Here is an 18,450-nt window from a genome sequence, read left to right on the forward strand (position 1 = left end):
CGCCGCCGCCGAGGGGAGCACCCTCGGCGGCGCGGCCGTCAGGCGAAGCGGCGGCGCGCCGTGGCATCCTGCACTTCGCCCACGAGCTCTTCGATGACGTCCTCCAGGAACAGCACCGCCCGCACCTCTCCCGCGTCGTCGCGCACCTGCGCGAGGTGACGGCCGGAGCGCCGCATGAGCGCGAGAGCGTCCTCGAGGTCGGTCGATTCGCGCACGGACACCATGTGGTGAATGCGCTTGCTCGGAATGGGGCGGGCCATGTCGGCGGCGTCGTCGGGTCCGTCGGCGACGCGGAGCACATCCTTGAGGTGGACGTAGCCGGTCGGGTGTCCGTGCCCGTCGACGATCACGTACCGGGAGTAGCCGTGGACCGCCACGGCACGCTCGATCTCGGCGGGCGTCGTCGTCTCGGGGAGGGTCACGAGGTCGGCCACCGGCACGGCGATGTCGGCGGCCTTCTTCTCGGTGAACTCGACCACCGCCGTCACGGTTCCGGCGACGTCGTCGAGCACGCCCTCGCGGCGGGACTGGTTGACGATGGTCGCCACCTCGTCGAGCGTGTAGGTGGAGGTGGCCTCGTCCTTCGGCTCGACACGGAACAGGCGCACCACGTGGTTGGCGATCCAGTTCAGCGCGACGATGATCGGGTAGAACGCCTTCGACACCGCCACGAGCGGCGGTGCGAGCATCAGCACCGCGCGGTCGGGCAGCGAGAACGCGAGGTTCTTGGGAACCATCTCGCCGAAGACCACGTGCAGGTACGACACCAGCAGCAGGGCCACCGCGAACCCGACGACGTCGACCACCGTCTCGGACAGACCGGTGAGTCCGAGCGGCTCGGCGATCAGGTGATGGATCGCCGGCTCGGAGACGTTGAGGATCAGCAGCGAGCAGATCGTGATGCCGAGCTGGCACGTCGCGAGCATGAGCGTGGCGTGCTCCATCGCGTACAGCGCCGTCTTCGCCGCCCGCGAGCCGCGCTCGGCCAGGGGCTCGATCTGCGAGCGTCGCGCCGAGATGACGGCGAACTCCGACCCGACGAAGAAGGCATTGGCGACCAGCAGCACGACCAGCCACGCGATTCCCGCCCAATCGCTCATCGCTGGTCACCCCCTCGGGCCGCCCGCACGAGGTCGTCGACCCCCTCCTCGACCGGGGAGGGCGTGAACTGCACCCGGTCGACCCGGCGTCCGTCCATGCGGTGCACGGTGAGCACGCCGTCCTCGATGGCGACCTCATCCCCCACCGCGGGGATCCGTTCCAGCGCCGCCATGAGGAAGCCTCCCACGGTGTCGTAGACCTCGCCCTCGGGCACACGCACCCCGGCGCGGTCGAGGAGCTCATCGGGACGAAGGTCGCCCGGGAAGGTCAGGGATGCCGCGGTGCGCACGACGCCCGCCCGGGAGCGATCGTGTTCGTCGAGCACCTCGCCGACGATCTCTTCCACGAGGTCCTCGAGCGTCACGACGCCCGCGGTGCCCCCGTACTCGTCGACGACAATCGCCATCTGGTAGCCGCGCGAGCGGAGCTCCGCGACGAGGGTGTCCAGGTGAACCGTCTCGGGAACGCGCAGCGGCTCGGTGGCCAGCGCCGCGACCGGGACGTCGGCGCGTCGGTCGCGCGGGACCGCGACGGCCGCCTTCAAATGGACGACGCCGACGATGTCGTCCATCGAGTCGTCGTAGACCGGGAAACGGCTGTGGCCGGTGCGACGTGCGAGCTGAATGACCGCGTCGGTGGACTCGCCCGCGGCGAGCGCGTGCACGCTCGGGCGCGGGGTCATGACGTCGGCGGCGCTCAGCCGGGCGAACGTGAGACTGCGGTCGAGGAGGGAGGCGGTGTCTTCCTCGAGCATGCCGGCGCTGGCCGACCGCCGAACAAGGCTCGACAGCTCTTCCGCGGTGCGCGCCCCGGAGAGCTCCTCCTTCGGCTCGACGCCCATCGCCCGGAGGACACCGTTCGCACTGCCGTTGAGAACGGCGACCGCGGGGCGGAAGACCGCGGTGAACGCCACCTGGAAGGGCATGACGAGCTTGGCGGTCTGGCGCGGGATCGCCAGGGCGAAGTTCTTCGGGACCAGTTCACCGAGGATCATCGACAGCACCGTCGCGACGCCGATACCGACGACGGCCGCGACGGGCGCGACGATCGCCTCCGGCAGCGACCAGCTCAGGAACACCGGGCGCAGGAGATTCGAGATCGCCGGCTCCATCGTGTAACCGGTGAGGAGCGTCGTCAGCGTGATGCCCAGCTGCGCGCTGGAGAGGTGCGTCGAGGTGATGCGCAGCGCGTCAATGGTCAGCGACAGCCGCGATTCGCCGGCCGCCCGCCGGGATTCCAGGTCGGCCCGGTCGAGGTTGACCAGCGCGAACTCGCTGGCGACGAACAATCCGGTCCCCACCGTGAGAAGCAGCCCCACGCCCAGCATGACGTAGTCCATCACGCGTCACCCCCGCTCACGGCGGCAAAGGGGCGTCGGGGCTTGGGTCTACAACTGGGAGGGTCGTCCATCGTGCCCCCGATTCTAGGGCAGGATGCCGACACCGTCGCCGGCATGTCGGCATCCGATCCCCCTCCCCCAGGATGGAGAGATGGATGCCATCGCCTCGGCGCAACAGCGGGCGGCGGCCGCGGAGGCCGCGGTGCGCACGAGCTACCTCCGCCGCTACGGTCCGGTCGCGTGGGCGCACGCGGCCACGGGCGGCGAGGGCGCTCGCACCTGGCACTACTGGTGGCACGCGCATCTGATCCACGCCCTCGGAGAGGCGGAGCATCATCGCCCCGAGCGCGGGCGACGACGACTCATCGGAGAGGTGCTGCGCGGAGTCACCGTCCGTACCGCGGGAAGCTGGGTCACGCCGTTCTACGACGACATCGCGTGGATGGCCCTCGCGCTCGCGGAGGTGCGCCCCCGCGGTCGGGCGCGCGCTCGGATCGCGCGGATCCTGGAACGCGCGATCGACCCGGGCGTCGGAGCTCTGCCGTGGCGCGTCGGCAGCGCCCTCTTCAACGCTCCGGCGAACGGTCCCGCCGCGATGGTGCTGGCGCCCAGCCGCCATCGCCCCCGCGCGGAGCAGCTCAACCGGTGGATGGCCGCGACGCTCGACGACCCCGCCACCGGCCTCATCCGCGATGGGATCGAGGAGGGTGCCGTTCGTCACGAGCTGTGGACCTACAACCAGGGGGTGGCGATCGGGGCCGCGCTCTCGCTCGGCGACGGGGACCGCGCGGCGGCCGTCGTTCGCGCCGTCGACCGTTGGTGCTCCGCCGACGATGGCCTGTTCCCCGCGGCAGGGGGCGGGGACGGAGGGCTGTTCGCCGGCATCCTGGCACGCTACCTCGCGGTGGCGGCGCGCCTGCTTCCCCGCGAGGATGCCGCCCGCGCGGCGCAGCTGATCCGTCAGAACGCCGACGCGCTGTGGGCGGGCGCGCGCGGCGGGCGCTTCCCGGCGGACCCCCGCCGCACGGCGCGGGACGACGGGGACGACCTCGATCTGTCGGTGCAGCTGGGCGCGTGGATCACGCTCGAGGCCGACGTCGAGGCGACACGAGCCCTCACCAGCTGACCGGCAGCGCCTTCCCCTCCTCGTATCCGGCGGCCGACTGCAGGCCGACGCGCGCGCGCTCGTGGAACTGCGCCACGGTCGCCGCCCCCGCGTAGGTGAAGGAGGACCGGACACCCGAGGTGATCATGTCGAGCAGATCCTCGATGCCGGGACGCTGCGGGTCCAAGTAGATGCGCGAGGACGAAATGCCCTCGGCGAAGAGCTCCTTGCGGGCCCGCTCGAACGCGTCCAGCCCCTGGAACCGTCCCTGCACCGCCTTGGTCGAGGCCATCCCCCACGACTCCTTGTAGATCCGACCACTGTCGTCGGCGCGCAGCAGCCCGGGCGACTCGATCGTTCCGGCGAACCACGACCCGACCATCACGGATGCCGCGCCGGCGGCGAGCGCGAGCGCAACGTCGCGCGGGTATCGCACGCCACCGTCCGCCCACACGTGGGCCCCCGCCGCGCGAGCTGCTTCGGCGGTCTCGAGCACGGCGGAGAACTGCGGCCGCCCGACCGCGGTCATCATGCGCGTGGTGCACATGGCACCGGGGCCCACCCCCACCTTGAGGATCGAGGCACCCGCCGCCGTGAGATCGCGCGCGCCTTCAGCGGTGACGATGTTGCCAGCGGCGATCGGGATGCCGAGACCGAGCCCTGCCACTTCACGCAGGGCGCGCAGCATCTGCTCCTGGTGGCCGTGCGCGGTGTCGACCACGAGAACGTCGACACCGGCAGCGGCGAGCGCGCGCGCCTTCCCCGCGACATCCCCGTTGATGCCGACGGCGGCGGCGACGATGAGTCGGCCGTCCGCGTCGACACCCGGCCGGTACACCGAGTCGCGCAGCGCGCTCCGGGCGGACAGACTGCCGACGATGCGGTCGCCGTCGACCACCGCCACGATGTCGGCAGACCCCACGAGCTCGAACACCTCGTGCGGGTCACCGATGCGCTCGACCTCTACCAGGGGAGCGTCGGCGCGGGCGATGTCGCCCAGGGTGGCATCCGGGAGCGCGGTGGCCAGGCGCGGCGCAGGCACGATGCCGCGGTATCCGTCGAGAGCGACCGTGCCGTCTTCGCGCTGCTCGGCGACGACGATCCCCCGCCCGGACACCGCGGGCAGGACCAGCCGGGCATCGGCCACGGTCGCCGACGGGGGAAACACCAACGCCGCATCCCACGCGACCGGCTGCGACTTGACCCACCGCACCGCCTCCACCAGGTTCGGCAACGGCATGTCCTGCGGAAGGACGCCGAGGCCCCCGCGGCGCGCCAGGGTCGCGGCCAGGCGCGGGCCGGTGACGGAGTTCATGTTGGCCGACACCAGCGGCAGCGTGGCCCCGCTTCCGTCGCCGGGGGCGAGGTCGACGCTCAGGCGGCTCCCCACATCGGAATGACGCGGAACCAGGAAGACGTCGGAGTAGGTCAGATCGACATCGGGCTGTGCACCGGAGAACTCCATGGCATCCACTCCACCACATCCGCCGGATGGCAAGACCCCGGAGTGTGCCCAGGATCCTCGGCTAGGCTGGAGAGAGTGCGCAACGAAGACGGTCTGCGTGCATCCACACGAATCTTCATCGAGGAAAGCAGGCGATCGACTGTGTCGAGCCAGGTGACGGGCGTCGGTACTTCGAGCGAGGGCGAGTTCGGCGCGAACGAGTGGCTCGTAGACGAGCTCTACGAACAGTTCAAGGCCGACAAGCACTCCGTAGACAAGGCCTGGTGGCCGATTCTGGAGGCGTACCACCCGGTCGTCGACGGATCCGCCGGCGCCGCGGCTCCGCCGTCCGAGCCGCAGTCCGCGTCTGCGACCACGGCGTCCGAGCCCAAGCCCGTGACCGCACCGATCCCGGTCGTCGGTCAGGCCCCGGTCGCCCGCACGACAGCGAAGCCCGCCGCGCCGCAGCCGATCCCCGCGCAGGCCCCGAACGCGGTGCCCTCGGCCAGCGCCGAGAGCACGGAAGAAGACCGGGTCACCGTCCTCAAGGGCATGCCGAAGGCGCTCGCGAGCAACATGGACGACTCGCTGACGGTGCCTACCGCGACGAGCGTGCGGACGATCCCGGCCAAGCTCATGATCGACAACCGCATCGTCATCAACAACCACATGTCCCGCACGCGCGGCGGCAAGGTCAGCTTCACGCACCTCATCGGCTGGGCGCTCATCCAGGCGCTGAAGGAGTTCCCGAGCCAGAACGTCTACTACGCCGAGATCGACGGCAAGCCCTCGGTGGTGGCCCCCGCACACGTCAACCTGGGCATCGCGATCGACATGCCCAAGCCCGACGGGTCCCGCGCCCTCCTCGTGCCCAGCATCAAGCGCGCCGACACTCTGACGTTCGGGGAGTTCCTCGCCTCGTACGAAGACCTCGTCCGCCGTGCACGGTCGAACAAGCTCACGCCCGGCGACTTCCAGGGCACCACGATCTCGCTGACCAACCCCGGCGGCATCGGCACCGTCCACTCGGTCCCCCGTCTCATGCGCGGTCAGGGTGCCATCATCGGCGCCGGTGCACTGGAGTACCCCGCGGAGTTCCAGGGCGCGAGCGAGAAGACGCTCAACGAGCTCGCGATCGGCAAGACGATCACGCTCACCAGCACGTACGACCACCGCGTCATCCAAGGCGCCGGGTCGGGTGAATTCCTCAAGAAGGTGCACGAGCTGCTCATCGGCCAGCGCGGCTTCTACGACGACATCTTCGCCGCCCTTCGCATCCCCTACGCCCCGATCCATTGGGCCGCCGACATCAGCGTCGACGTCTCGGAGCGCATCGACAAGAGCGCCCGCGTGCAGGAGCTCATCAACTCGTTCCGCGTGCGCGGCCACCTCATGGCCGACATCGACCCGCTCGAGTACGTTCAGCGCACCCACCCCGACCTCGAGATCGAGTCCCACGGTCTGACCTTCTGGGACCTCGACCGCGAGTTCGTCACGGGCGGCCTGGGCGCCAAGCGCGTCGCCAAGCTCCGCGACATCCTCGGAGTGCTGCGCGACTCGTACTGCCGCACGCTCGGCGTCGAGTACATGCACATCCAAGACCCCGCGCAGCGTCAGTGGTTCCAGCGCAACGTCGAGGTCAAGTACACCAAGCCCGGCCACGACGAGCAGCTGCGCATCCTGTCGAAGCTCAACCAGGCCGAGGCGTTCGAGACCTTCCTTCAGACGAAGTTCGTCGGACAGAAGCGCTTCAGCCTCGAGGGCGGCGAGTCGCTCATCCCGCTGCTCGACCAGATCCTCCAGGGTGCCGCCTCCGCCGGACTCGACGGCGCCGCGATCGGTATGGCCCACCGTGGGCGCCTCAACGTGCTGACGAACATCGCCGGGAAGACCTACGGCCAGGTGTTCCGCGAGTTCGAAGGCGCTGTCGCCGTGGGAAGCAAGCGCGGTTCGGGCGACGTGAAGTACCACCTCGGCACCGAGGGAACCTTCGTGGGCGACTCGGGCGACGAACTGCCGGTGTACCTCGCCGCGAACCCGTCGCACCTGGAGACCGTCGACGGTGTGCTCGAGGGCATCGTCCGTGCGAAGCAGGATCGCAAGCCCATCGGCACCTTCTCGTGGCTCCCGATTCTCGTGCACGGCGACGCGGCCTTCGCCGGTCAGGGCGTGGTCGTCGAGACGCTGCAGATGTCGCAGCTGCGCGGCTACCGGACCGGCGGCACGATCCACGTCGTGGTCAACAACCAGGTCGGTTTCACCACCACCCCGACCGACGCGCGCACCTCGGTGTACGCCACCGACGTCGCCAAGACGATCCAGGCCCCGATCCTGCACGTCAACGGCGACGACCCCGAAGCCGTCGTCCGCGCCGCGGATCTGGCATTCCTCTACCGCGAGGAATTCCACCGCGACATCGTGATCGACCTCGTCTGCTACCGCCGTCGCGGTCACAACGAGGGCGACGACCCGTCGATGACGCAGCCGCTGATGACCAACCTCATCGAGGCGAAGCGCTCGGTGCGGCGCCTGTACACCGAGTCGCTCGTCGGCCGCGGAGACATCACCGAAGACGAGTACGAGCAGGCGAAGCAGGACTTCCAGAATCGCCTCGAGGTCGCGTTCGCCGACACGCACGCCGCCGAGACCGGCTCGACGCCGGTCGTCTCCACCGACGCGGCCGACGACGTCGTCGTGGGCGCACCCGAGACCACGGGAGTGTCGCGCGAGGTGGTGCATCACATCGGCGACGCGTTCGTGAACAAGCCCGACGGCTTCACGGTGCACAACAAGCTCCAGCAGCTGCTCGATAAGCGTCTCGACATGAGCCGCAACGGCAACATCGACTGGGCCTTCGGCGAACTCCTCGCTTTCGGTTCGGTCCTGATGGAGGGCACGCCCGTGCGTCTGGCCGGCCAGGACTCGCGCCGCGGCACGTTCGTGCAGCGTCACGCGGTGCTCCACGACCGCAACAACGGGCAGGAATGGCTGCCGCTGGCCAACCTCAGCGAGAACCAGGGCCGCTTCTGGATCTACGACTCGCTGCTCAGCGAGTACGCCGCCATGGCGTTCGAGTACGGCTACTCGGTCGAGCGGGCGGACGCCCTCGTCCTGTGGGAGGCGCAGTTCGGCGACTTCGCCAACGGCGCGCAGTCCGTCGTGGACGAGTTCATCTCGTCGGCCGACCAGAAGTGGGCGCAGCAGTCGAGCGTCGTTCTGCTGCTCCCCCACGGCTACGAAGGTCAGGGCCCCGACCACTCGTCTGCACGCATCGAGCGCTACCTGCAGATGTGCGCACAGGACAACATGATCGTGGCGCGTCCCTCGACACCCGCGTCCTACTTCCACCTGCTGCGTCGTCAGGCCTACCAGCGTCCGCGCCGCCCGCTCGTCGTCTTCACCCCGAAGGCGATGCTGCGTCTGCGCGGTGCGACCAGCCCCGTCGAGGACTTCCTCGAGGGTCGTTTCGAGCCCGTGCTCGACGACGATCGCGGCATCGACCGCGGCGCCGTCACGCGCGTTCTCCTGCACGCCGGAAAGATCCATTGGGACCTTCGGGCGGAGCTCGACAAGAACCCCCACCCCGAGATCGCCCTGGTGCGTCTGGAGCAGTACTACCCGGCTCCGGTCGACGAGCTGAACGCCGTCCTCGCGCAGTACCCCAACGCCGAGCTGGTGTGGGTGCAGGACGAGCCCGAGAACCAGGGCGCCTGGCCTTTCGTCGCCCTCGAGCTGGCGGACAAGCTCGACGGACGCGGCATCCGGGTCATCTCGCGCGCAGCCGCCGCTTCCACGGCGACGGGTTCGCCCAAGGTGCACGCCACCGAGCACGCCGAGATCATGAAGGCGGCGCTCGCCGGCTGATCGACGAAGACGAGGGGCCCGGTCACCGACCGGGCCCCTCGTCGTTCCTGGGTTCAGGATGCCGGGGGCGCGAGGCCGAGAACCGGGCCCAGGGCGGCGATCCCGAACGTCAGGCCTCCATCGAGCGCCTCACCCGTGTGGCCGGTTCCGTCGACGACGTGCGTCAGCGTCGTGAATCCGGCGGCCTGCGCCGCCGTCGCGTTCGACTGCTGACCCGGACCGTACGTGGTGTCCTCCCCACCCCACGTGAAGATCGCCGTGTGACCCGCGTAGGTACCCGGCGGGGCGGCGGCCATGACCGACGCGGGCTTGGCCGCGGCGAAAGCCGTGGCATCCCCTCCGTAGACGTCCTTCACGGTCTCATCGACGTGCTCCGACCCGGGGAACTCGTTGCCCGAGACGTCCAGGATCTGTCCCCACACGGTCGGATGCTGTGCACCGTAGAGAGCCGCGCACGCGCCCCCGTTGGAGAACCCGCCGATCGTCCAGAACCGGTGGTCCTGCGTCACGTTGAGGTGGTGCGCTGCCCACTGCGGCACCAACTGCGTGACGTAGGTCGAGACGGCCCCGTACAGCGCAGAATCGACGCACACGGGGTCCTTCTCCGGCGCGGAGAGTTGATCGACGACGATCGCGATCGGGGCGAGCCCGTGGTTCGCGGCCGCAAAGGCGTCGAGCGACTTCGCCAGCGCGGTGGGGTCCGGCGAGCCCGGCTGCCCCATCATGAACACCAGGAGGGGCAGAGCCGGCGGATTCGGCACGAGAGCCGCCGGCGGCAGGTACAGCGAAGCGTCCCTCGCGGCGAACGAGCCGGTGGGGATGCGCGTGTCCCCGGTGAGCGCGCTCACCGTCCCCCGGCTCGGCATCCCGGCCGGCGGCTGCCACCGCTGATACAGCAGAGCCGGATCCGAATCGGCCACGTCGTCCTGTGGGGGCAGCGTGGCCGGATCGAGCGCTTGCACCCCGAGGATGGCCGCGAGGGTGTGCGTCACCCCGTACGACGCGTTCACCCCGAGCGCCCCGGCGAGCAGCGCGGCCACCACGGTCGCCGCGCCGATGAGCCGGCGCCCCCACGGAGGACGGCACACGCCCACGGCCCCTACCGTTGCCGCAGCGACACCGCCGGCACCCCAGAGGGCAGCGCCCCAGGGCAGCGGCCCCTCGAACACGCCCAAAGGCTCGAGCACCACAGCGACGACGTACAGGCTCACGCCGGCCGCCACCCCGACGACGAGCGTGCGAACCGGCCGACGCGGCGCCCACACGAGCACCGCCACGACGCCGAGAACCGCGACGACGACGCACACACCGAGCAGTGGCGAGTCGATGAGCTCGAACGACAGCACGAAACGGTTCACCGTCGGCCCTCCCACGCGGTTCTGGCCAGGGCTACGATCTCGCGCCGGGAGGCGTCGGGGAGGTAGGCCCGTCCCACGGCGGCACCGATGGCCGGCAGGTGCAGGGGGTCACGGTACGCGAGGGAGAGTCCGCGGTAGCGCGGACGGAATTTGCCCTTGAAGCGGAACAGTGAGGCGAAGCCGTACGCCGGCTCCAGCACGTCCGCCAACCACCGCAGCAGCGCGCGCAGCGGCGCCGGGTCCTCATCGGCCGGGGTGTCCGGTGCTTCGGCGAGAGGAGCGCCGGACAGGCTCAGCACCGCCGCACCCTCGTCTTGCAGCTGCAACGCGGCCTTGGCGATCAGGAACTCCATCATCCCGTTGGGGCCGTCGCTGCGGCGTCGCATGAAATCGAGCGTCCACCCGGTGAGGGAGCCCGCCGTCCAGCTCGGCATCCAACTCGTGACGGCTTCGATCCGACCGTCCGGGCCGACCGCCAACAGCAGACGCACGTCGCGGTCGTTCAGTTCGGCGAGAGACCCGAGGGTGAAACCCATCTCGGGGAGCGCGCGGTCCGCGACCCACTCCTCGTCGATGGCGACGACCTGCGATGCCTGTGTGACGGTGAGCTCGTGCCAGTGGGTCCACACGGCCGTGTAGCCCTCACGCTCGGCGCGAACAAGTGGTTGGCGCACCTTCTGCCACGCTTTCCCCGCGAAGGTCAGCCCCGGCAGATCCATCACCGTCTCCACGCCGACGGGGATGTGCCGCCACCCCAGTGCCGAGAGGTCGGCGACGGTGTCGTCGTGCACGCTGTAGAAGGCGGGGATCCAGCCGTGCTCGACGCAGAAGTCCGAGAACGACCGGAGCGTCTCGCCACGCCGATCCTTCGGGGCCAGCGGGTCGGCGATGGCGAGGGCCACATCGCCCACGAGTCGGTAGGCGACGGCGCATGCACGGTCGTCGGAGTACCAGTGCCGGTTCCCCGCCCACGTGCCGAGGAATCCGAGGGTGTCGCTCCCCCGCTCCAGCAGCTCGCGGTACAGACGACCGTCACCGGCATCGGGACGCTGCACGCGGCGGAAGAGCCACAGGAGCGCGGCGATCACGACGGCCCAGAACACCACCCCCACCCACTGGTACGCGAACAGCGCCGGACCGTGGTGTGGGAAGGTCGCGGCACCGACGGGATTCGTGTATGACGGCGGGAGGAACCGCCGGAGCGTGAGGAGGACGAGGTCGAGCACCGACGGGTCTCGGTCGAAGGACCGACGCCCGAGCGCCTCGATCGCGAAGAAGGTCGACGCGCACGTCAGGAACGCGACCCCGACCACCCCGGTGACCGTCGCGGCGGCGCGCCGGGTAGCCCGGACGGGGAACCGACCCCGCGCGACGAACAGGACCATGGCCAGCGTCACGGGGATCGCGACGGTCGCCACCGCCCACAGGACGTACTCGGCGCCGCTGCCGTCCACCCACGGCGTGATGCGCAGACGTCCGTCCACGAGCGAGAGGAGGGGGATGACGGCGGATGCCACGAGGGTGAGGACGGCCAGGATCAGCGCCGCGCGGCGTCCGAGCCGGAGACCCCACGCCGCCACGAGCATGAGGATCAGCGGCGTCACCGCCAGCAGGGCGGGCCCGAGTCCGCGCGTCATCAGCAACGCCAGCTGCTCGTCGCACACGGCGGCCGACACCCGGTTGCAGCGCTCGATCAGCTCGTCGTCGTACTGCGTGTACGCGTCGACCACGAGGGACAAAGGGCCGCGCCCACCCCCGCTGATGAGGGCGACGAGCGGTCCGCTCCCCACCACCGCCACCAGCAACGCCAGGAGGGTGCGCGTCTCCCGCGTGGAGCTGCGATGCCAGGTCCTGCGCTCGCGCCCACGGGCCAGTCGCTCGCCGACGGCGAGTCCGATGACCGCGGCACTCACGCGGTACCAGGAGTCGGCGTCGCCGGCGTACAGCGCGAACAACCCCAGGGCGGCGAACCCGACCAGGCGCATGCGCCGCCGCCACAGCGTCGAGGCGTACGCGGATGCGGCCATGACGACCCCCGCGATCGCGGTCGTCGGGTCGAGCACCGGCACCTCGGCGGCGACCACCGGCCGCAGATCGGTCACCGTCCACGCGAGAGCATGAAGACCGATTCCTGTCATGAGCCCCGCGATCCCCACGGCCGCGAGCAGGAGTGCGACCCGACGCGAGCCGAGGAGGCGTTCCGCGTACGCCAGCACCGTCATCGCCAACACCACCGAGATGACGGTGTCGGTCGGAGAGTCGGGGATCACCAGCGCCGAGACCACCGTCCACCAACGACCCGCCGCGAACGTCGCGAGCGGGCCCGCGCCCCAGCTCGAGGCATCCGCCCCCCACAGGCTGCCGGTCAAAGCAGCCGCCGAGACGATCATCACGACGAACGCCACCGTGACCGGATGCCTCGTCACGAATTGCTGCGTTGCCCGCGCGAGAACCCGGGCCCGTTCCCGCACACGCCTCGCGTGCCGCGGAGAGTCAAGGACGGCGGACACATCGGACACGGCGGGATGCTACGAGGCGACCCTATGCGGCAGCACTCAATACCAGATGTCCAGCAGCGGCGCGGCGGCCGGCGCGAAGGCACCGTCGATCGCGCCGAGCGTCGCCGGCTCCCCCGCGATCAGACCGGCCACCGCGAGTTCGGTGGCGCGCACCCCGCCGAGCAACAGGGACGCCAGCGCGTTGACGCTCATGCGCACCTCGGGCTCGGCATCCGTGCGCTCCACGACGGCCGTTCGGTCCTCACCGATGCGGAGCGACCACACGCCGTCCGCGAATCCGAGGGGATCGTCGACGCCGATGACCACGTCGAGCGGCGCCGAGTACTCGCGGGATGCCAAGGCGCCGGGCACATCGAGCACGCGCAGCCAATGGTGGTCGGTGAGGGTGGCGGCCACCGCCCGCCGGTCCGCGACCATCCACTGCACGGGCGGCACCGCCGGCTGCAGCTCCGCCTTCACGCGCCCCACGAGGTCGTGCTCAAGCGCGAAGCGCCACAACGCGGCGAGCGCCTCGTCGCCGTCGGCGAAGAGCGCGCGCACCTGCAGCTCGTGCGCGACATACTGCTCCCCCTCTTCCAGCGTGTAGACGAGGATGCCGCGTTCGACGCCGTTCGTGTCGCGATAGGCCACGGCGCGGACCTTCTTGCCGTCCTTCGCATCGGGCAGGAGCCCGGCGAGGCCGCGCCAGCGCCCTTCCCAGCCGGGGACGGCCCCGGGCCGGCGGACACGGATCCGTTCGTGCACCTCCGAGAGCCGTTCGGGAAGGCTCGCGGGAGAGACGAAGTCCAGGCGCCCCGGCGCCTGCGGCCCGGTCCAGCGCGCGCGACGCGTGTCGACCACGACATCGGACGCCCACGCGGCGGGCGAGAAGCCCCACCGGCCGTAGATCGTGGCCTCCGTCACCGTGAGACCCGCGAGCGCGTAACCGGCAGACGCCGCCGTGCGCAGCTCTCCCGTCAGCAGCGCGGTCGCGATGCCCCGGCGTCGGTGGGTGGGAGCAACGGTGACGGCGCTGATGGCCCACAGGGGCAACGACCGGCCCGGCGACACCGTGAGCTCGCTGGACCACGAGTCCACGGTCGCCACCGGCGCGTCGGGGGCGACGCCCGCGCGATCGAAGACACCCGTCAGGCGACGCGCGCGCAGGGACTCGCGTGCACTCTCGACCTGGTCCGCTGACGGCTCTTCATCGAGGAATCCTCGCGCGACCGACCGAAGGAACGGGTCGAATCCGTCGCCGTCGGGATCGACGAGCGCGTACTCCAGGCCGGTGGCCGCGAGAGCGGACGCCGATGCGGGGTCGAGCGGGAAGTGCGAGGTCGAAGAGGTACCCATGGCCTCAGCCTACGGAGGCTCCCGACCCGGCGCCCCGATGGGTCAGTGCGTCGCCTGGATGGAACGCAGACGCGCGAGCACCTGGTCGCGCAGTTCGTCCGGCGCGGTCTCCTTGCACGCCCGCGCCACGACCTCGGTGAGGGTGCGCGCTACGAGCGCTTCGTCCTGGCATCCGGGGCAGTTCTCGAGATGCTCGCGGATATCGCTCGCCTCGGTCTTGCACACCTCGTTGCGGAGGTACTCCTCGAGGTCGCGTCGCGCCTTGTCGCAGCCGCAGTCGCTCATTTCTTCACTCCCGTCGCGGCCTGGATGCCGCGCTCCTTCGCGTAGTCCGTCAGCAGGTCACGCAGCAGCCGCCGGCCGCGGTGCAGGCGGCTCATGACCGTGCCGATCGGGGTCTTCATGATGTCGGCGATCTCCTGGTAGGCGAAGCCCTCGACGTCGGCGAGGTACACCGCCATCCGGAAATCCTCGGGGATCGACTGCAGCGCGTCCTTGACGACGGATGCGGGCATGCGGTCGATCGCTTCGGCCTCGGCCGAGCGGGCACTCGTGGCCGTGGTCGACTCGGCCCCGCCGAGTTGCCAGTCCTCGAGATCGTCGATGGCGCTCTGGTACGGCTCGCGCTGCTTCTTGCGGTACGTGTTGATGTACGTGTTGGTCAGGATGCGGTACAGCCACGCCTTGAGCTTGGTCCCCTGCGTGAAGGTCGACCACGAGCCGAATGCCTTCACGAAGGTCTCCTGCACGAGGTCGGCCGCATCGGCGGGGTTGCGCGTCATGCGCATCGCCGCCGCGTAGAGCTGGTCCATGAAGGGCAGCGCCTGCTCTTCGAACTGCGCGCGAGGCTCCGTCGCATCTGCCGTGTCGTCCATCAGGCGCAAGTCTACGTCGGGCATGAGATCGGCCCCTCGCGGAACCGTGCGCTCGAGAAGTGCGGTCACGTGTCGTCCCCCTTTCAGTAGGGTAGGAACCGATGAGCGCCCACGGGTATTCCCCCCTTTCCCCGACCGCCGCGCCGCGCGGCGAATGGGTCGCGCCCGTCGCGACCGAACCCGTGGATGCCACGGTCACCGTGCCGGGGTCGAAGTCGCTGACCAACCGCGAACTCGTGCTCGCGGCCCTCGCCGACGGACCGGGGGTGCTGCACGCTCCCCTTCACTCGGACGACTCGGCGCGCATGATCGACGCCCTGCGCGCTCTGGGCGTCGGCATCGACGAGATCGACGAGGGCTCTCCCTTCGGCCCCGACCTGCGGGTGACTCCGCCGGCGGCGTTCGGGGGCGGCGTGACGGTCGACTGCGGCCAGGCCGGTACGGTCATGCGCTTCGTCAGCCCCGTCGCGGGTCTCGCGCGCGGCGATGTCTTCGTCACCGCGCACGAGAGCGCCCTGCACCGCCCGATGGGTGCGATGGTCTCGGCCCTGCGCGACGTCGGGGTCGACATCGACGACGGCGGCAGTTGGACGCTGCCGTTCACCGTGCGCGGACACGGGCACGTCCGCGGCGGCGAAGTCGAGATCGATGCGAGCCAGTCCAGCCAGTTCGTCTCGGGGTTGCTGCTGGCCGCCGCCCGTTTCGACGTCGGGCTGCACTTGCGCCACGTGGGCGCCCGTCTGCCGAGCATCCCTCACATCGACATGACCGTCGAGGCCCTGGCCCATCGGAGCGTGCACGTCGAGCGTCCCGCCCCCGGAGAATGGGTCGTCCCCGCCGGACCCGTGCGCGCGAAGGACGTGGCGATCGAGCCCGATCTCTCCAATGCCGCCCCGTTCCTGGCCGCCGCCATGGTGACCGGCGGATCCGTGTCGGTCACCGGCTGGCCGGCGCACAGCACCCAGCCCGGGGCGCTCCTCCCCGAGATCCTGGCCGAGATGGGTGCGCACGTGCACCGTCGCCACGGCACTCTCACCGTCGCCGCGGGCGACGCGATCGTGGGCGCGGAGCTCGACCTGTCCGCCGCGGGAGAGCTGGCGCCGACGATCTTCGGTCTCGCCGCGTTCGCGGACGGCCCGACGACCCTCCACGGCATCGGTCACATCCGCGGGCACGAGACGGACCGCATCGCGGCACTGGTAGGCAACCTCCGGGGCATCGGCGGGGAGGCTCACGAACTCGAGGACGGGATCCGCATCGTCCCGGCACCGCTGCGCGGTGGCGGGTGGAAGGCGCATCACGACCACCGCATGGCCACGACCGGGGCTCTGATCGGTCTGCGTGTCCCGGGCGTCGTCATCGACGACATCGGCACGACGGCCAAGACCCTGCCGCAATTCGCCGCCCTCTGGGAGCGGATGCTGGGCTCGGATGCCGCGGACTGACGCGTGAGCTGGCTCGACGACGCAGCCGACGACGACGACCTCGAGTTCGACGAGTCGTCCGTCCGGGTACGCCCCAACCCGAAAGCGAACCGGCCGCGGACCAAGCGCCGCCCCGCGCATGCCGACGCGCGGATCGCCCGCGTCCTGGGGGTCGACCGCGGACGCTACACCGTGCTCGTCGACGAGGACGGGCCGGACGAACGCCGCGTGCTCGCCACGCGGGCGCGCGAACTGCGCAAGCAGCCCATCGTCAACGGTGATCGGGCGCGCGTGGTCGGAGATCTGTCCGGCGCCGAGGGAACGCTCGGGCGCATCGTCGGCATCGAGGAGCGCACATCGCTGCTCCGCCGCAGCGCCGATGACACCGACCAGGTCGAGCGGGTCATCGTGGCCAACGCCGATCAGATGCTCATCGTGGTCGCCGCGGCCGATCCCGAGCCGCGCGAGAGGCTGGTCGACCGTTACCTCGTCGCCGCCCTGGATGCCGGCATCCGTCCGCTGCTCGTCGTGACCAAGACCGACCTGGCAGACCCCGCGGAGTTCCTGTCGCATTTCGACGGTGTCGACCTGCGCGTCTTCACCAGCGGCAGAGACGAGATGCCCCTGGACCGGATCGGCGAGGCTCTGGCGGGTCACTCGACGGTGTTCGTGGGGCACTCGGGTGTCGGCAAGTCGACGCTGGTGAACGCCCTGACCGGATCGGAGCGCGCGACGGGACACGTCAACGAGGTGACCGGCCGAGGACGCCACACCTCGTCGTCGGCGGTCTCCCTCCGCTATCGCGGTCCGGCCGGTTCGGGCTGGGTCATCGACACCCCCGGCGTGCGGTCCTTCGGACTCGGGCACGTCGACCCCGCGAACGTCCTCGCCGCCTTCACGGACCTCGCCGAGGTCGCCGAGGAATGCCCGCGGGGATGCACACACCTTCCCGACGCCCCCGATTGCGCCATCATCGAGGCCGTGGAATCCGGTCGGCTCGGCCCGGGCGCCATCGCCCGCGTGGACTCCCTGCAGCGTCTGCTCACGACGTTCCAGTCGATCCAGCGTTCTAGGCTGGAGGGGTGACGATCCTCGAAGCCGGCCAGGCCGCCCCCGATTTCACCCTGCTCGACCAGGACGAGCACCCCGTTTCGCTCAGCGACTTCCGTGGTCGCCGCGTGATCGTGTACTTCTACCCCGCGGCGCAGACGCCCGGCTGCACGACGCAGGCGTGCGACTTCCGCGACAGCCTCGCGTCGCTGCAGGGCGCGGGGTACACCGTCCTCGGTGTCTCCCGCGACACCCCCGAGAAGCTGCGCGCGTTCCGCGAGAGCGACGGCCTGACGTTCCCCCTGCTGAGCGACCCCGACCACGCGGTGCACGAGGCCTACGGCGCATGGGGCGAGAAGCAGAACTACGGCAAGACCGTGACCGGTGTCCTGCGCTCCACGTTCGTCCTCGACGAGGAGGGCCGCATCGTCGAGGCGCAGTACAACGTCAAGGCCACGGGCCACGTGGCGCGCCTGCGCAAGGCCCTGGGTCTCACCGCGGCCTGAGGCCTGACGCTGGCGCGGTCCGGCACGCCGACCCGCCCGCGAAGATCAGCCGTCGTCGCGGCGGCGCGGCGCCGAGGCCCGCACGGCGAGGACCAGCAGGACCAGACCCACCACCGCGGGCGCGGCGATGAGGAGCGCCGTGCTGGGCGCCGCCCACTCCCCCGTCACCGCACCGAGGGCGACGGACAGGATCAGCAGTTGCGTCACGATCGCGCCGGAGCGACCGGCCGACACGTCACGGGCCGTCGCGACGGCGAACGCGGCGACGGCGACGGCGCCGATGACCGTGAGGACGATCAGCGCGATCGAGCTGACGACCGAATCCGTGTCGCCGCCGACGAGCGCGACGACCTGCCACCCCGCGAGCGCCAGCACACCGACGGCCTCGAGGCCGACCACGAGCGCAGCAAGAAGCCGAACCGGCATACCCGCGTCCTTCCCGACACATGTTTCCCCGGCGTTGCAACCTGGAAACCTGCCGGTTACCTCTTGATCGGCCGGAAGCGCTGTGGGAGCATGGAAAAAGCCGT

At 70.6% G+C, this 18,450-nt stretch carries 14 protein-coding genes; 5 read left to right on the forward strand and 9 right to left on the reverse strand.

All coding sequences use genetic code 11. The annotated features are described in order from the left end of the window. Positions 1-38: 38 nt before the first annotated feature. Both MHY30_RS09015 and MHY30_RS09020 read right to left on the reverse strand, forming a co-directional pair. Positions 39-1,100 (reverse strand): hemolysin family protein, encoded by a 1,062-nt coding sequence (locus MHY30_RS09015; RefSeq protein WP_239276555.1) that lies wholly within the window; start codon positions 1,098-1,100, stop codon positions 39-41. Continuing rightward, positions 1,097-2,440, reverse strand: coding sequence for a hemolysin family protein (locus tag MHY30_RS09020; protein ID WP_239276581.1), 1,344 nt, complete (start codon positions 2,438-2,440; stop codon positions 1,097-1,099). Before MHY30_RS09020 ends, MHY30_RS09015 begins: the two co-directional genes overlap by 4 nt. 151 nt (positions 2,441-2,591) lie before the next feature. Here MHY30_RS09020 and MHY30_RS09025 point away from each other — a divergent pair, with 151 nt between their 5' ends. Next, a complete protein-coding gene (locus MHY30_RS09025; RefSeq protein WP_239276556.1) occupies positions 2,592-3,566 on the forward strand; it encodes a glycoside hydrolase family 76 protein in 975 nt (324 codons plus the stop codon). Here MHY30_RS09025 and MHY30_RS09030 read toward each other — a convergent pair. Further along, positions 3,556-5,010 (reverse strand): GuaB1 family IMP dehydrogenase-related protein, encoded by a 1,455-nt coding sequence (locus tag MHY30_RS09030; protein WP_239276582.1) that lies wholly within the window; start codon positions 5,008-5,010, stop codon positions 3,556-3,558. The genes MHY30_RS09025 and MHY30_RS09030 overlap by 11 nt on opposite strands. A gap of 141 nt (positions 5,011-5,151) precedes the next feature. Between MHY30_RS09030 and MHY30_RS09035 the strand changes: the two genes are divergently transcribed. Next, positions 5,152-8,853: a multifunctional oxoglutarate decarboxylase/oxoglutarate dehydrogenase thiamine pyrophosphate-binding subunit/dihydrolipoyllysine-residue succinyltransferase subunit gene (locus MHY30_RS09035; RefSeq protein WP_239276583.1), complete on the forward strand. Its 3,702-nt coding sequence runs from the start codon at positions 5,152-5,154 to the stop codon at positions 8,851-8,853. Between the two features lie 53 nt (positions 8,854-8,906). Here the strand turns inward: MHY30_RS09035 and MHY30_RS09040 are convergent, their stop codons facing one another. The 5 genes from MHY30_RS09040 to MHY30_RS09060 form a co-directional block, all read right to left on the reverse strand. Beyond that, positions 8,907-10,211 (reverse strand): esterase family protein, encoded by a 1,305-nt coding sequence (locus MHY30_RS09040; protein ID WP_239276557.1) that lies wholly within the window; start codon positions 10,209-10,211, stop codon positions 8,907-8,909. Next, the gene (locus MHY30_RS15350) at positions 10,208-12,637 is read right to left on the reverse strand and encodes a bifunctional lysylphosphatidylglycerol flippase/synthetase MprF (protein WP_239276558.1); all 2,430 of its coding nucleotides are present in this window, start codon (positions 12,635-12,637) and stop codon (positions 10,208-10,210) included. The genes MHY30_RS09040 and MHY30_RS15350 overlap by 4 nt, the downstream gene beginning before the upstream one ends. Before the next feature lie 129 nt (positions 12,638-12,766). Next, positions 12,767-14,065 (reverse strand): GNAT family N-acetyltransferase, encoded by a 1,299-nt coding sequence (locus MHY30_RS09050; protein WP_239276559.1) that lies wholly within the window; start codon positions 14,063-14,065, stop codon positions 12,767-12,769. A gap of 42 nt (positions 14,066-14,107) precedes the next feature. Next, the gene (locus MHY30_RS09055; protein ID WP_228163216.1) at positions 14,108-14,350 is read right to left on the reverse strand and encodes a zf-HC2 domain-containing protein; all 243 of its coding nucleotides are present in this window, start codon (positions 14,348-14,350) and stop codon (positions 14,108-14,110) included. Continuing rightward, entirely contained in the window at positions 14,347-14,964 is a 618-nt protein-coding gene (locus MHY30_RS09060; protein WP_239276560.1) for a sigma-70 family RNA polymerase sigma factor, read from the reverse strand. Before MHY30_RS09060 ends, MHY30_RS09055 begins: the two co-directional genes overlap by 4 nt. A gap of 77 nt (positions 14,965-15,041) precedes the next feature. On the opposite strand from MHY30_RS09060, the gene aroA reads away from it, so the two are divergent. From aroA to bcp, 3 genes are read left to right on the forward strand one after another with little or no spacing between them, the layout of a single operon-like run. Further along, complete coding sequence (aroA, locus tag MHY30_RS09065) at positions 15,042-16,385, forward strand: 3-phosphoshikimate 1-carboxyvinyltransferase (protein WP_239276561.1); 1,344 nt, start codon at positions 15,042-15,044, stop codon at positions 16,383-16,385. A 3-nt stretch (positions 16,386-16,388) separates the two neighbouring features. Next, entirely contained in the window at positions 16,389-17,450 is a 1,062-nt protein-coding gene (gene rsgA, locus MHY30_RS09070) for a ribosome small subunit-dependent GTPase A (RefSeq protein ID WP_239276562.1), read from the forward strand. Next, positions 17,447-17,920, forward strand: a complete 474-nt coding sequence (gene bcp / locus MHY30_RS09075) for a thioredoxin-dependent thiol peroxidase (protein WP_239276563.1) — start codon at positions 17,447-17,449, stop codon at positions 17,918-17,920. The genes rsgA and bcp overlap by 4 nt, the downstream gene beginning before the upstream one ends. A 45-nt stretch (positions 17,921-17,965) precedes the next feature. Here bcp and MHY30_RS09080 read toward each other — a convergent pair whose 3' ends face one another. Next, positions 17,966-18,346, reverse strand: a complete 381-nt coding sequence (locus tag MHY30_RS09080; protein ID WP_239276564.1) for a histidine kinase — start codon at positions 18,344-18,346, stop codon at positions 17,966-17,968. Positions 18,347-18,450: the final 104 nt, after the last annotated feature.

Origin of the sequence: Microbacterium sp. ACRRU (assembly GCF_022346945.1) — a bacterium.
Taxonomy (GTDB): domain Bacteria; phylum Actinomycetota; class Actinomycetes; order Actinomycetales; family Microbacteriaceae; genus Microbacterium; species Microbacterium mcarthurae.

Coding starts and splice junctions, on each gene's coding strand:
- MHY30_RS09055 (WP_228163216.1), bottom strand. CDS start 14,350: ATGAGCGACTGCGGCTGCGACAAGGCGCGACGCGACCTCGAGGAGTAC.
- MHY30_RS09050 (WP_239276559.1), bottom strand. CDS start 14,065: ATGGGTACCTCTTCGACCTCGCACTTCCCGCTCGACCCCGCATCGGCG.
- MHY30_RS09060 (WP_239276560.1), bottom strand. CDS start 14,964: ATGCCCGACGTAGACTTGCGCCTGATGGACGACACGGCAGATGCGACG.
- MHY30_RS09015 (WP_239276555.1), bottom strand. CDS start 1,100: ATGAGCGATTGGGCGGGAATCGCGTGGCTGGTCGTGCTGCTGGTCGCC.
- aroA (WP_239276561.1), top strand. CDS start 15,042: ATGAGCGCCCACGGGTATTCCCCCCTTTCCCCGACCGCCGCGCCGCGC.
- MHY30_RS09025 (WP_239276556.1), top strand. CDS start 2,592: ATGGATGCCATCGCCTCGGCGCAACAGCGGGCGGCGGCCGCGGAGGCC.
- MHY30_RS09020 (WP_239276581.1), bottom strand. CDS start 2,440: ATGGACTACGTCATGCTGGGCGTGGGGCTGCTTCTCACGGTGGGGACC.
- MHY30_RS09080 (WP_239276564.1), bottom strand. CDS start 18,346: ATGCCGGTTCGGCTTCTTGCTGCGCTCGTGGTCGGCCTCGAGGCCGTC.
- MHY30_RS09030 (WP_239276582.1), bottom strand. CDS start 5,010: ATGGAGTTCTCCGGTGCACAGCCCGATGTCGATCTGACCTACTCCGAC.